Annotated in this window: 13 protein-coding genes; 11 read left to right on the forward strand and 2 right to left on the reverse strand. The window is 62.4% G+C overall.

Annotated features, from left to right (window positions below; genetic code table 11):
- Positions 1–51: 51 nt before the first annotated feature.
- Positions 52–468 (forward strand): CBS domain-containing protein, encoded by a 417-nt coding sequence (locus tag I6L37_RS08385; RefSeq protein WP_216993759.1) that lies wholly within the window; start codon positions 52–54, stop codon positions 466–468.
- A gap of 78 nt (positions 469–546) precedes the next feature.
- On the opposite strand, the gene I6L37_RS08390 is transcribed toward I6L37_RS08385, so the two are convergent.
- Positions 547–1011: a hypothetical protein gene (locus tag I6L37_RS08390; protein ID WP_216993760.1), complete on the reverse strand. Its 465-nt coding sequence runs from the start codon at positions 1009–1011 to the stop codon at positions 547–549.
- Between the two features lie 49 nt (positions 1012–1060).
- Positions 1061–2437: a PLP-dependent aminotransferase family protein gene (locus I6L37_RS08395; RefSeq protein WP_216993761.1), complete on the reverse strand. Its 1377-nt coding sequence runs from the start codon at positions 2435–2437 to the stop codon at positions 1061–1063.
- Positions 2438–2555: 118 nt separating this feature from the next.
- Between I6L37_RS08395 and I6L37_RS08400 the strand changes: the two genes are divergently transcribed.
- The 10 genes from I6L37_RS08400 to putP all read left to right on the forward strand — a co-directional run bounded on the left by I6L37_RS08400 (position 2556) and on the right by putP (position 14219).
- Entirely contained in the window at positions 2556–3152 is a 597-nt protein-coding gene (locus tag I6L37_RS08400; protein ID WP_201979236.1) for a LysE family translocator, read from the forward strand.
- Positions 3153–3293: 141 nt separating this feature from the next.
- A complete protein-coding gene (locus I6L37_RS08405) occupies positions 3294–3884 on the forward strand; it encodes a LysE family translocator (protein WP_042026897.1) in 591 nt (196 codons plus the stop codon).
- Positions 3885–3982: 98 nt separating this feature from the next.
- Positions 3983–4675 carry an aspartate/glutamate racemase family protein gene (locus I6L37_RS08410; RefSeq protein WP_216993762.1) on the forward strand — a complete coding sequence of 231 codons (693 nt, stop codon included), beginning with the start codon at positions 3983–3985 and terminating at the stop codon, positions 4673–4675.
- A gap of 126 nt (positions 4676–4801) precedes the next feature.
- A complete protein-coding gene (gene cueO / locus I6L37_RS08415) occupies positions 4802–6409 on the forward strand; it encodes a multicopper oxidase CueO (protein WP_216993763.1) in 1608 nt (535 codons plus the stop codon).
- A 160-nt stretch (positions 6410–6569) separates the two neighbouring features.
- A complete protein-coding gene (locus I6L37_RS08420) occupies positions 6570–7676 on the forward strand; it encodes a 1-acyl-sn-glycerol-3-phosphate acyltransferase (protein ID WP_216993764.1) in 1107 nt (368 codons plus the stop codon).
- A 304-nt stretch (positions 7677–7980) separates the two neighbouring features.
- Positions 7981–8451: a YhcH/YjgK/YiaL family protein gene (locus I6L37_RS08425; RefSeq protein ID WP_042026893.1), complete on the forward strand. Its 471-nt coding sequence runs from the start codon at positions 7981–7983 to the stop codon at positions 8449–8451.
- Positions 8452–8651: 200 nt separating this feature from the next.
- Positions 8652–9851: an acetate kinase gene (locus I6L37_RS08430; protein ID WP_216993765.1), complete on the forward strand. Its 1200-nt coding sequence runs from the start codon at positions 8652–8654 to the stop codon at positions 9849–9851.
- Between the two features lie 141 nt (positions 9852–9992).
- Positions 9993–11270 (forward strand): mechanosensitive ion channel family protein, encoded by a 1278-nt coding sequence (locus I6L37_RS08435; protein WP_042026890.1) that lies wholly within the window; start codon positions 9993–9995, stop codon positions 11268–11270.
- 148 nt (positions 11271–11418) lie between these two features.
- Positions 11419–12345, forward strand: coding sequence for a L,D-transpeptidase family protein (locus I6L37_RS08440; RefSeq protein WP_216993766.1), 927 nt, complete (start codon positions 11419–11421; stop codon positions 12343–12345).
- 356 nt (positions 12346–12701) lie between these two features.
- Positions 12702–14219, forward strand: coding sequence for a sodium/proline symporter PutP (gene putP, locus I6L37_RS08445; RefSeq protein WP_042071305.1), 1518 nt, complete (start codon positions 12702–12704; stop codon positions 14217–14219).
- Positions 14220–14373: the final 154 nt, after the last annotated feature.

Raw genomic sequence — 14373 nt, forward strand, 5'->3', positions numbered from 1 at the left:
CCGCAAAAACATGTCATAACAGAACTATCAATCAGGATGGTGGAGGCTAGCATGCTGCATATCAGGGACATCATGACGACCCGGGTCGCCACCGTCTCCATGGATGACAGGCTCGGGGTCATCAAGGATATCTTCGAGCAGGCTCACTTTCGCCATCTGCTGGTGCTGGAGGAGGAGGAGCTGGTCGGCGTCATCTCGGATCGGGATCTGTTTCGCGCCATCAGCCCCTATCTCGACTCCGAGGCCGAGATGAGCCGCGACACCGAGACCCTCAACCGCCGTGCCCACCAGATCATGAGCCGTCAGTTGGTCACCATTGCCCCCAACCTGCCGCTGCGGGACGGCATCAAGCTGATGCTGGAGAAGAACGTCTCCTGCCTGCCGGTGCTGGAAAACGGCGCCCTGGTGGGCATCATCAGTTGGAAGGATTTCTTGAAAACCGTCCTCGACCATGACAGCCTCGGCTAAATGTGGGTCATGATGCAAAAAGAGCTGCCTCGGCAGCTCTTTTTGTTTTCGGGTTGAGGTGGACATGGCCCGCAGATGTCAGAGCAGACCGGGCCCCTTGGGGGAGAAGGGGCACTCATCCTGGCGAATGAGGCGGCTCTGCTGGCCCTGGGCATCCTGCCAGTGCAGCGCCAGCTTGCCCAACCTGCCGAGGTGGCGCAGCTCGAATTCGTAGCGCAGGCAGGGGTTGTCCAGCGGCAGGCTCGTCATGCCCACAGGCAAGCGGTAGTCGTAGTGAAGGAGAGGGCCATCCTGCAACTGGCTGCGGATCGGGATCAACCCCTCGGCCGTGGGGCGAGGGGCGTTCAGGTAGCGGCGCAGGCTCAGGGGGGCATCGATCGCCTTCTGGTAATGGAGGCCGTTCATGGCCGCCAGCTCCTCTTCCAGCCGGTTCAGCTCCCCCTCCAGCCCGTCCAGCGCCGCCCCCAGCTGTTGATGGGCGGGTGAGGCGCAGCCTCCCAGCAGCAGGGTGATAAGCAAGAACGGGGCGCGAAACGGGTGCATGGACTCTCCTTTGAGCGCATGGATGGGCCGGGTGATGGACGCTGGCCCACTATAGCAGGGGATTGGTGGGCGGTGTGCCCCGCAGCAATTGCGCCAGCCGATCCAGCCCCTCGGCGACGCGAGCGTCGGTGGCCGGTTGGCTGAGGCTCAGACGCACCCCTTGTGGGGCGGCAAACTGGCCGGCGGCGAAGTGCTCCCCGCTCGCCACCCCGACATCCAGGGCGTTGGCGGCCTCGGCGAACTCCTGGCTGCGCCAGGGCTCGGGCAGCGGCAACCAGGCATGCATGGATCCCGCCTGCCAGCACGCCCCCGGCAACAGGTGGCGCAGCAGTTCGCCGCGCCGTGCCAGGATCTGCCGCTGCTGTTCGACCAATGGCATGATCTGGCGCTGGCTCACCAGCTTGCAAGCCAGTTCGATGAGTAGCGGGCTTACCATCCAGCTCGACAATCGCATCGTCTGGGCGAAGGCGCTGCGCAGGGCACTTGGCACCAGCGCGAAGCCGACTCGCAGGCCGCCACAGGCGATCTTGGCCAGGCTGCCGAGGTAGATGACCCGCTCCGGCGCCAGGTTGACCAGCGGCATCACCGGTGTCTGGGGTAGCAGGCCATTGACGTCATCCTCGACGATCAGCAGATCGTGGCGGCGGGCGATGGCGACGATGGCCTCGCGCCGGGCCAGGCTCATGGTGGCCGTGGTGGGGTTTTGCAAGGTCGGGGTGAGGTAGAGCAGCTTGGCACGGCGAGTGCGGCAGGCCGCCTCCAGCGCGGCGGGGATCAGCCCCTCCTCGTCCATTGCCAGTCCCACCACCTGGTTCTTCAGCTGGCGGGCGTTGCCCAGCATGCCGGGATAGCTGAGCCCTTCACAGAACAGGGTCTCCCCCACGCAGCCGGTGGCCAGCAGTGCCAGCGTGATACCGTGCTGGGCGCCGTGGCTGAACAGCAGGCGCTCCTCACTCCCCGCTACGCCCTGTTCCGCCAGCCAGTCGATAAACAGCTGGCGCTGGCCGGGCTGGCCCGCCTCCTTGTCGTAGCCGAGCAGGGTGTTGAGATCCCCGCCGGCCAGCTCTTCCAGCATGGGGCGGATGATGGCCGCCCGATCCAGTTGCACCGGCAGGTTCTGCCACAGCTCGATGCGATGCCCCTCCTCCTTGCGGATCACCCAGGCGTTGGCCGGATCCTCATTGTCCCCCTTGACCCAGGTCCCGTGCCCCACCCGGGCGGCCAGCAGGCCGCGCCGCTCCGCCTCGCCATAGGCGCGGGTGATGGTGCCAACCGTCACTCCCAGCCTGTCCGCCAACGCCCTGTGGGTGGGCAGGCGGGTCTGCGCCGGCAAGGTGCCGTTGGCTATGTCGCGCTCGATGGCCTTGATCAGCTTGAGGTAGAGGGGGCCGTCGAAGGTTGTGATGTCCGGGGTCCAGATTGTCATGGTGACAATAAATCCATTGATCGAAATGTATCGGCAATATAGCGTGAAATTCAACCTAATAACAATCAATGACAGTAAATTGTATCGATACAATTTGCCGCAATTCAGGAGTACAAAGATGACAATGGAATGGTATGTCACCCTGTTCGGGTTTGCCCTGCTCACCTGTGGCACGCCGGGCCCCAACAACCTGATGCTTACGGCGTCCGGCGCCAATTTTGGGGTGCGTCGCACCCTGCCACACCTGACCGGGGTGGCGGTGGGGCAGCCCGTGCTGCAACTGGTGCTGGCGCTGGGGCTCTATCCCCTGTTCGAGAGCTGGCCGCCGCTGCGGGTGGGGTTGCAGATCTTCGGCAGCCTCTATCTGCTGTGGCTGGCCTGGCGCATCGCGGTGGCCGGCGCTCCCGGCGATCCGGCCCGGCGAGCCCGTCCGCTGACCTTGCTGGAGGGGCTGGGCTTTCAGTTTCTCAATCCCAAGGCGTGGATGATGGGGATCTCCGCCATCAGCCTGTTCAGCCTGCCCGGCGCCAGCTACTGGCCGAGCCTGTGGGGGATCATGCTGATCTTCCCGCTGGTGGGGTTTCCAGTCTGCTTTGTCTGGGTGCTGTTCGGCCATCAGCTGAGCAACTGGATCAGCACGGATCGGGGCTGGCATCGCCTCAATGGCTCCCTCGGCCTGCTGACGGCGCTCTGTGTGGTGATGCTCTGGTATTGACTCTCTGGCGGCTTGGATCTCTGTGCCTGGCACGCATAAAAATGCAAATAAGTGCGTTGGTGCCCTTGTCGCCGCTGGGCCGGCTCTGCATATTAGGAGGCTTGCTCCATAACGGATGTGTTGTACCACCAAGAGGTTGAGATGGATCTGAACTGGTTACTGCCCCTGGCGGGATTTGCCCTGGTTACCTGCGGCACGCCGGGCCCCAACAACATGCTGCTCACCAGCGCCGGCGCCGCCCAGGGTTTTCGCCGCACCCTTCCCCTGCTGGTGGGAGTGGTGGGGGGGATCAATCTGATGATCCTGGCCACGGCGCTCGGCCTTGGGGTCATGTTTGAAAAGGTGCCGCTGCTGCACGACGGCCTCAAGCTCATCGGCTCGGCCTACCTGCTCTGGCTGGCCTGGAAGGTGGCGACCGCCAGCGGCCCGGCGGAGGGCAACCGGCCGCTGATCCCGGCCCATCAGGGGGCCATGCTGCAGTTGCTCAATCCCAAGGCGTGGATGATGGCGCTCTCCGCCATCAGCGGCTTCACCCTGGCGGGGGAGGGCTACTGGCCGTCCGCCCTCTGGGTGCTGGCCATCTTCTTTATTACCGGCCTCTACACCGGGGCTTTTTGGGTGCTGTTCGGTGCCCAGGTGCGCCGCCTTATCCGCACCGCCCATGGCTGGCGTCGTTTCAACCTCGGCATGGGGCTCGCCACAGCGGCCTGCGTGCTGATGATCTGGATTTAGGCCTGCTGGCCTTTACCGTCTGTCTTGTTGGCCCTTCGGGGCCTTTTTTATCGCGATGGCGGCCGCCGTGCTGCGCTCGGATCGCATAAGGAGTTCCCATGAAATGTATCGGTCTGCTGGGTGGCATGAGCTGGGAGTCCACCGTCAGCTACTATCAGGCGCTCAACCGGGGGGTAAAGGCGCGCCTCGGCGGTCTGCACTCGGCGAGGGTGCTGCTTAGCAGCGTCGATTTTGCCGAGATAGAGCGGCTGCAACACGCCGGTGACTGGCCCGCTACCGCCCGTCTGCTGGCGGAGGCGGCCCGCAACGTGCAGGCCGGTGGCGCCGATTTTCTGCTGATCGGCACCAACACCATGCACAAGGTGGCTCCCGAGATTGAGGCGGCCATCGACATTCCGCTGCTCCACATCGCCGATGCCACTGCCCACCAGTTGTTGGCAGATGGGGTGAAAAAGGTCGGGCTGCTCGGTACCCGTTTCACCATGGAGCAGGATTTCTACAAGGGGCGGCTGCAGATGCATTTCGGGCTGGAGGTGCTGGTTCCCCCAGAGGCGCAGCGGGAGCGGGTGCACCGGATCATCTATGACGAGCTCTGCCTTGGCCAGATCCGCGCATCGTCGCGGGCCGAGTATCTGGCCATCATCAAGGGGCTGGCGGCAGACGGGGCCGAGGCTGTCATTCTCGGCTGCACCGAAATTGCCCTGCTGGTGGGGGAGGCGAAGGCTGCGGTGCCGCTCTACGACACCACCGCCATCCATGCCGAGGCGGCGGTTACGCTGGCACTGGGCTAAAGCAAGGAGTCCGGGTGGCAAGCTGGCGAACCGGGGTAATAAGACACGTCTGTGTATCAGCCCTTGACCTTGCCATTGGGCGCTCATCTAGGCTGAGAGTCTGTCTCAGACCAGGAGGATTGATCCATGCAGCGTCGCGATTTTCTGAAACTCTCTACCGCACTCGGTGTGGCCAGCGCCTTGCCCTGGTGGAACCAGGTACTGGCGGCCGAGCGCCCGGTCCTGCCGATCCCCGCCCTGCTTGCGCCGGACGAAAAGGGGGTGATCCGGCTCAATGCCCAGCCGGACCAGATGCAGTGGCGGCGCCAGCCGACCCGCACCTGGGGCTACAACGGCAATCTGCTGGGGCCGACGCTGCGGGCGCGGCAGGGGCAGTCGCTGACGATGCAGGTCAACAACCAGCTCTCCGAGACCACCACGATCCACTGGCACGGCCTGGAGGTGCCGGGCAGCGCCGATGGCGGCCCCCAGGCCACCATTGCCGCTGGCAAGCAGTGGCAGGCGGCATTTCGCATCGAGCAGCCGGCGGCCACCTGCTGGTATCACCCCCATACCCACGGCCGGACTGGCCATCAGGTGGCCATGGGGCTGGCCGGACTCTTCATCCTTGATGATGAGGAGATCCAGCGCTTGCCCCTGCCCAGCCGCTGGGGCCAGGATGACATTCCGGTCGTGCTGCAGGACAAGCGGCTCGATGGCCAGGATCAGGTCGATTACCGGCTGGATGTGATGAGTGCGGCGGTCGGCTGGTTTGGCGATCTGATGCTGACCAATGGCGCCGAGTTCCCGAGCCATGCCGCCCCCAGGGGCTGGTTGCGACTGCGGCTGCTCAACGGATGTAACGCCCGCTCCCTCAAGGTGGCGACCAGCGACGGGCGCTCCCTCTATGTGATTGGCAGCGATGGCGGTCTGTTGGCGGAGCCGGTTGTGCTTGAGAAGCTCGAATTGCTGCCGGGGGAGCGCTTCGAGGTGATGGTAGATGCCCGCAATGGCAAGGCGTTCGATCTGGTCAGCCTGCCGGTACGCCAGATGGGCATGACGCTCGCCCCGTTCGATGCCGCACTGCCGCTGCTGCGGATCCAGCCCTCCCTCATCGAGGGCAAGGGGCGGCTGCCGGACAGCCTGGCCCGTCTGCCGGCCTTGCCCGCATTGGAGGGGATGACGAGCCGCACCCTGACCCTGTCGATGGATCCCGAACTGGATCGCCTGGGGATGCAGGCGCTGATGGAACGCTATGGTCACGGTGCCATGGCGGGCATGAGCATGGCGCACGGCGATGCCGGCAAACAGAGCGCCATGAAGATTGAGGGCATGGATCACGGCGAGATGGCCAAGATGCAGCACGACGGCATGGCCGATATGCAAGAGGCGCCCAAGCCGCTGGATCTGCACACGGGCAACCGGATCAACGGTCAGGCATTTGTCATGGACCAGCCGATGTTTGCGGTCAAGCAGGGCCGGACCGAGCGCTGGATCATCTCGGGAGAGGGGGACATGATGCTGCACCCTTTCCACATTCACGGCACCCGTTTCCGGATCCTGCGGGAGAACGGCCAGGCGGTGGCGCCCCATCGTGCCGGCTGGAAGGACATGGTGCGAGTCGAGGGAAATCGCAGCGAGGTGCTGGTACGCTTCGACCATCCGGCCCCGAAGGAGCGCGCCTACATGGCGCACTGCCATCTGCTGGAGCACGAGGATACCGGCATGATGCTCTCCTTCACCGTGGAGGCCTGATCCCGGATGGCCTGCGGGCCATCCGTTCATTTTACTGGTCAGATCTCACTATCTACGTCCACCTCATACTCCTCGTCATAAAAGTGTGTAAAATTGCGCCCTGATTTTTTCCCGGCCAACTCGGGTTGGCCGTGCCCCCCTAGCATGCAAGGCTGACATTGTGACTGAAGTAGATAGATTCGCGGACATTCGCCCTTACCGTGATGAGGAAGTGCCCGCCGCCATCGAACGGCTGATCCAGGATGATGAGTTCGTCGGTGCCATCGCCAAGTATCGTTTTGGCTCCCTGATGAGCTGGCTGGGCTGGGCCATTCGCCCGCTGATCCGCCAGGTATTGCGCTACAAGTGGTCCAAGGTGACCACGGTACATCAGGTGCAGATGGGGGTGACCCAGTACATGTCCCGCATGATCGCCACCTCCACCAAGGGGGTGACCTTCTCCGGGCTCGAGCATCTGAAGAAAGAGCAGGGCTATCTGTTTGTCTCCAACCACAGGGACATCGCCATGGATCCGGCGTTCGTCAACTGGGGTCTCTATACCCATGGTTTCGATACGGTGCGCATCGCCATCGGTGACAACCTGCTGCGCAAACCCTGCGCTACCGAGCTGATGAAGCTCAACAAGAGCTTTATCGTCAAGCGCTCCGCCAAGGGGCCGCGGGAGATGATGAAGGCCCTCGGCGAGCTGTCGGCCTATATCGGCCAGTCGGTGCACGAGGGGCACTCCATCTGGATCGCCCAGAAGGAAGGGCGTGCCAAGGATGGGGATGACAAGACGGATCCGGCCATCCTCAAGATGTTCTACGTGGATGGCAAGAAGCAGAAAATCGAATTCGCCGACTACATGCGCAGCCTCAATATCGTGCCGGTGAGCATCAGCTACGAGCTGGATCCTACCGACAAGGCCAAGGCGCGCGAGCTTTACGAGAAGTCGGTCAACGGCAGTTACGAGAAGGGCGAATTCGAGGATATCGAGAGTATCGTTGCCGGCATCGTCGGCATGAAGGGGCGGGTACATGTCTCCTTCGGCGCTCCCATCACCGGGGGGTTCAGCGATCCGGACGAGTTGGCCGCGCTGATCGACAAGGCGATCTGGGGCAACTATCAGCTCTTCCCCAGCAACTACCTGGCGGCAGATGTGACCGGCCACGCCAACACCATCGAACAGGCCGCCTTCCTGAGTCGCCAGTCCGAGGTGCCCGAAGAGCACAAGGCAATCTGGCGAGCCATGTATGCCAAACCGGTGGAAAACGCCGGCAAGGTTTGAACGAAACCGATTACCTGAAAAAAACGGGAGCTGATGCTCCCGTTTTTGCGTCTGGTCAAAGCCGATGATAAAAGGGTGGTGAATAATATGGTTTCAGCTGGTACGATCACTGCGCAATTGGGTGCCATGGCCTTGGCAAGCACAGGACGAGTGTGTAACAGTGCATCCATAAAGAGACAACGAGCAAAAGCTCTAAACCGGTTTGCACGGATCGCAGACGGCATTATCGAAGGACCTGACACAGGTCCTTTTTCATTGGCGGGCAAAGATGCCGCGCAGATACACCTAACAGGAAAGACGCGCCATGATCACCGGTAGCCTGAACACTCTGCACCGCACCCCGTTGCCAGCGCCGCTCGCCCGCATCATGGCTGACGTGGTGAAAAGCGTCGCCCACTGGCGCGATGCCCCCGTCGGCAAGCAGGAGATAGACGGCCTCACGCTGTTCTGTCTGGTGAGCGAGGATCTGACCGAGCCGGCCCCGGATCGCCGCGGCGAATTTCATGAGCAGTACCTCGATATCCAGCTGCTGCTGCGCGGTGAAGAGTGGATCGGTGTGGGCCCCCATGACTATGTGAGTGAGGGCGCCGACCATCCCCATCCTGACCTCTGGTTCGTCGACGACGAGCAGACCAGCTATCTGGCGCTGCAACCGGGGGATTTCGCCATCTTCTGGCCGGGCGAGCTGCATCGCCCGCTCTGTACCTTCAAGCAACCCGCCCAAGTGAAGAAGCTGGTGGTCAAGGTACACAGGGACCTGCTGGTCAATATCTGACGTTATCGAATCAAGGCGTGCGTTGCACGCTGCCTGAACTTGAGTGCTGCGCACCGTTTGCAATCAGTGCCATGCACGACCCGAATTGAAAAATTGGACGCACCCTCCTGCGACCATAAGCCCCCGGCAGGGGAATCCCATCCTCTTTTGGATGACACGACACTGTCGGCATAAAGCCGAAGCACAGGAAGATGTAGAAAATGAGCAAGTTGGTACTGATCCTTAACTGCGGTAGCTCTTCCCTGAAATTTGCCGTAATGGACGCCGAAACAGGTGAGGACATGCTGTCCGGCCTGGCCGAATGCTTCAATCTGGATGATGCACGTATCAAATGGAAACTCCACGGGGTCAAGGGCGAAGCCATGCTGGGAGCGGGTGCCGCTCACCAGGAGGCCCTCGACCACATTGTGGGCCACATCCTGCCGCAGGATCCCACTCTTGCCGGGCAACTGGTTGCCATCGGCCATCGCATCGTACATGGCGGCGAGCAGTTCTCCCGCTCCGTGCGCATCGATGACAGCGTGATTGCCGGCATCGAGGCGGCCATCCCGTTCGCGCCGCTGCACAACCCGGCGCACCTCATCGGCATCCGTGCCGCACTGAAGGTATTCCCGGCGCTGGCCGAGAAGAACGTGGCCGTGTTCGACACCGCCTTCCACCAGACACTGCCGCAAGAGGCCTACCTCTATGCGCTGCCCCACAAGCTCTATCTCGAGCACGGCATCCGTCGCTACGGCGCCCACGGCACCTCCCACCGCTTCATTGCGGAAGAAGCTGCCAAGGAGCTGGGCAAGCCGCTCGAAGAGCTGAACATCATCAACTGCCATCTGGGCAATGGTGCCTCCGTTTGCGCCATCAAGAATGGCGAATCCGTCGATACCTCCATGGGTCTGACCCCGCTGGAAGGGTTGGCGATGGGCACCCGCAGCGGTGACATCGACCCGGCGGTCGTCTTCTTCATGCACGATCAGCTCGGTTACAGCGTGGACGAGATCAACAAGGTGCTGACCCGCGAGTCCGGCCTGCTGGGTCTGACCGAGGCGAGCAGCGACTGCCGCTATGTGACCTCCAACTATGCGACCGATGCCGGCGCCAAGCGTGCGCTGGATGTCTTCACCTATCGCGTGGCCAAGTATGTTGGCGCCTATGCTGCCGCCATGGATGGTCGTCTGGATGCCCTGGTGTTCACCGGTGGTATCGGTGAGAACGCCGCTATGGTGCGCGAGATGGTGCTGGATCGCCTGGCCCTGTTCGGCTTCAAAGTGGACCAGGAAGCCAACAACGCCGCCGTGCTGGGTGGCGAGGGTCGCATCACCACCAAAGAGAGCCGTCTGGCCATGGTGATCCCCACCAACGAAGAGCTGGTCATCGCCCGCGATGCCCTCGGCCTGGTTGGCTAACGCTTTTCGTGTTGTCTCAACGCCCGGCCTGTGCCGGGCGTTGTCGTTTCTGGTGGTGGCCGATTTGACATGGGGGAGGGGATAGGTACCCTGACCGCCATGGTGGTTGCAACGAACCGCTGCAAGGTTTGGGAGAGAAGAATGAAAGAAGCGTTTTTTAGCTGGCTGTCCGGTCTTGGCGTGGAGGTGACCAGCATGATGGCGCTGGTGATCGCGCTCGGCTTCATCCTGATCACCTCGTTGTTGCTGCACATGATGCTGCACCGCTTCCTGCTGGTGCGCCTGGTCGGGGTCCTCGGCAAGGCCAAACAGGTGTGGCTGCCGCCCCAGCTGCAGCAGCGGCTCTTCAACCGGCTCGCCTTTGTGCTGCAAGGGGGCGTGCTGCTCGCCCAGGCGGAGATCTGGCTGCCCGGCGGCTCCGACAGCCTGGCGCTGATCGAAGTGGTGGCCCAGCTCTGGATCTTGCTGTTCCTGCTGCTCGCTTTCTTCGCCCTGCTTGACTGCGTGCTGGCAGTGAGCCGCAACACCAGCCTGGGACGGGATCTGCCCCTGCGCGGCATCTTCCAGGGCACCAAGCTGGTGGGGAGCGTGCTGGTCGGCATCCTGATGATCGCCCTGCTGCTCGGCAAATCCCCCCTCTTCCTGTTCAGCGGCCTGGGTGCCATGACTGCGGTGCTGATGCTGGTGTTCAAGGACCCCATCCTCGGCCTGGTGGCGGGGATCCAGCTCTCGGCCAACCGCATGCTGAGCGTGGGGGACTGGTTGCAGATGGATAAATACGGTGCCGATGGCGAGGTGACCGACATCGGTCTCACCACGGTCAAGGTGTCGAATTGGGACAAGACCATCACCACTATTCCCACCTATGCCCTCATCTCCGACTCGTTCAAGAACTGGCAGGGTATGACCGAATCCGGTGGTCGCCGCATCAAGCGCAGCGTCAACATCGACATGACCAGCGTGCGTTTCCTGACTGCAGACGAGCAACTGCAGCTCAAGCAGGCCCAACTGCTGGCCCCCTATCTGAGCCGCAAGGAGCAGGAGCTGAGCAGCTACAACCAGCAGCTCAGGGAGGCGATCAACTGCCCCATCAACGGCCGCCATCTCACCAACCTGGGTACCCTGCGCGCCTACCTGGATGCCTACCTCAAGGCCCATCCCGGCATTCGCAATGACATGACCCTGATGGTGCGCCAACTGGCCCCCACGTCAGATGGCCTGCCACTGGAGATCTACTGCTTCACCGCGACCACTGCCTGGGGTGAATACGAAGGGATCCAGGCCGATATTTTCGACCACATTTTTGCCATCATCGAGCAGTTTCATCTGCGGTTGCACCAGTCTCCCACAGGTTACGATATGCGCGCCTGGCAAAGCGGGGCCGTACCGGCCGACCAGAAAACCGGGCAAGCGGCCTGAGCGAATATTAATCACTGACCCGTCACGACTTGTCGGTTGAAATTTGCCGGGCAGAGGAGAAGAATGGCGGCCTTCTCTTCGGCCCCAGGCATATTGCGCCTTGGGGCCAGCCCGAAGACCTCAATCAAGTCATCATCATGGGAAAGTTATGAAGCTCTTTCGCAATAGTGTGGCAACCCTCTGCTACGGCCTGCTGCTGACCGCCGCGCCTGTGTTTGCCGTTGAATATGCCCTGCCTGCCGCCAACAGCCGCCTGGTGGGGGAAAATCTGGAATACGTGGTGCCGGCCGGGGAAAATGGCCAGCCGCTGGAGGCGGTCGCCGCCAAATTCCAGCTCGGGCTGACCAACATGCTTGAGGCCAACCCCAAGGCGGATCCCCTGCTGGTGCAGACCGGCGAGAAGCTGGTGATCCCGCAGCAGTTAATCCTGCCGGATGCACCGCGCGAAGGGGTGGTCATCAACGTGGCCGAGATGCGCCTCTATTACTATCCCAAGGGCAAGAAGGTGGTGGAGGTGCTGCCCATCGGCATCGGCCAGCTGGGCACCGATACTCCGGAGGACTGGGTGACCAGCGTGCAGCGCAAGAAGGAACGCCCGACCTGGACACCAACGGCCAAGATGCACGCCGAATATGCCGCCCGTGGCGAGACTCTGCCTGCGGTCTGGCCGGCCGGTCCCGACAACCCCATGGGTCTCTATGCCCTCTACATCGGCAGGATGTACGCCATCCACGGCACCAACGCCCAGTTTGGCATCGGCCTGCGGGTGAGCCACGGTTGTGTGCGCCTGCGCAACGATGACATCGAATACCTGTTCAAGCAGGTACCGGTCGGTACCCGGGTGCAGTTCGTCAACCAGCCGATCAAGGCCACCAAAGAGCCCGATGGTCGCCGCTATCTCGAGGTGCACCAGCCGCTCTCCCGTAGCGAAGCCGAGTTCAACTCCAGCCTGCCGGCGCCGCTGCCGATCACCCCGGCGGTGACCCGCTTCATCGCCCACGCCGACAGCGACTCCCAGCGGGTCAAGCAGGCCCTGGAGCAGCGCAGCGGCATGCCGATTGCCATCAATCGCTGAAGGTGCTGAGCACCAACGGGCGATAAGATGATGAAAAGGGCGAGCAGCATGCTGTTCGCCCTTTTTGTTGCCTGGTGCCCTGTGACATACGGCGTCGCGAGCCCGGTCGATGCACCGATATGCCAGCCAGATGGAGGCGTGTCTGGAGTGGGGACTGCGAGGCCACTGCCGCAATATAAAATAGTGACTTATCCCCTTGTCCTGGAGGATATGTTGATGCACAAAGGTTTTTATTGTGTTTTGTGTTTGTTAAAAATGATTGAGCTCACGGGATCTGCTGATTAAGCTATGGCGGTTTTTAAGGAAAGAGCCCGTCGGTAGAGCGGGCCGTCACGCTACATGAAACGGAGTTTTGAATGACAGCTAGCACACCCATGTTAATCACCTTCCTGGTGTACATTCTCGGGATGGTGCTGATCGGCTTTATTGCCTATCGCGCCACCCGCAATTTCGACGACTACATCCTCGGCGGCCGCCGCATGGGGAGCTGGGTCACCGCCCTCTCCGCCGGCGCTTCCGACATGAGCGGCTGGCTGCTGATGGGCCTGCCTGGCGCAGTCTTCATCAGCGGTATCTCAGAGAGCTGGATCGCCATCGGTCTGGTCATCGGCGCCTACCTCAACTGGCGCTGGGTGGCCGGCCGCCTGCGGGTGCACACCGAGAAGAACCGCAACGCCCTGACCCTGCCGGATTACTTCACCTACCGCTTCGAGGATCACAGCAAGGTGCTGCGCATCCTCTCGGCCCTGGTGATCCTGCTGTTCTTCACCATCTACTGCGCCTCCGGTGTGGTGGCCGGTGCCCGCCTGTTCGAGAGCACTTTCGGCATGGATTACAACACCGCCCTCTGGGTCGGTGCCGCAGCCACCATCACCTATACCTTCTTCGGCGGCTTCCTCGCGGTGAGCTGGACCGACACTGTGCAGGCGACCCTGATGATCTTCGCCCTGATCCTCACCCCGGTGTTCGTCATCATCGCCGTGGGCGGCATCGACAGCGCCATGGTGGAAGTGGCGGCCAAGAGCGCCAGCAACCTCGACATGTTCAAGAACCTGGACGTGATCGCCATCGTCTCCCTGATGGCCTGGGGTCTGGGCTACTTCGGTCAGCCGCACATCCTGGCGCGCTTCATGGCGGCGGACTCCCACCACTCCATGGCCAGCGCCCGTCGCATCAGCATGACCTGGATGATCTTCTGCCTGGCCGGCGCCGTGGCCATCGGCTTCTTCGGTCTGGCCTACTTCGGCCGCTTCCCGGAAGTGGCCGCCGGCGTTACCGGCAACCCGGAGCGGGTCTTCATCGAACTCTCCAAGCTGCTGTTCAACCCCTGGATCGCCGGTGTGCTGCTCTCCGCCATCCTGGCGGCGGTGATGAGTACCTTGAGCTGCCAGCTGCTGGTCTGCTCCAGCGCCATCACCGAGGATCTCTACAAGCCGTTCTTGCGCAAGAACGCCTCCCAGCGCGAACTGGTGTGGGTCGGCCGCCTGATGGTGCTGGCCATCGCCCTGGTGGCCATCGCGGTCGCCATGAACCCGGAAAACCGGGTGCTGGGGCTGGTGAGCTACGCCTGGGCAGGCTTCGGTGCCGCCTTCGGCCCCGTGGTACTCTTCTCCGTGCTGTGGCCGCGCATGACCCGCAATGGCGCCCTGGCCGGCATGCTGGTGGGCGCGGTCACCGTCATCGTCTGGAAGCAGTACGGCTGGCTGGGTCTGTATGAGATCATCCCGGGCTTCGTCTTCGCCAGCATTGCCATCGTGATTGGCAGCCTGCTTGGCGAAGCGCCTTCCAAGGCCATGCTGGAGCGATTCAACGAGGCGGAAGAGGAGTTCAACACCCCGGCTGCCAGCGAAGGAGCCCCGGTCGCGGTCAACTAATCTTCGAGGCAGTCTGACGCCCCTCGGCCCCGCCCCGGTCAGGGAGTACCACTTCGGTACCCTTGTCCCGGTTTGGCGGGGCTTGTTGTTATCTGGTTCATCTTCGGACTTTTTTTATGCGCTAACCCGGGTTCCCGGGTGCTGGCTTTCTTTT

The sequence above is a fragment of the Aeromonas sp. FDAARGOS 1407 genome (assembly GCF_019048725.1).
Lineage (GTDB): Bacteria > Pseudomonadota > Gammaproteobacteria > Enterobacterales > Aeromonadaceae > Aeromonas > Aeromonas enteropelogenes.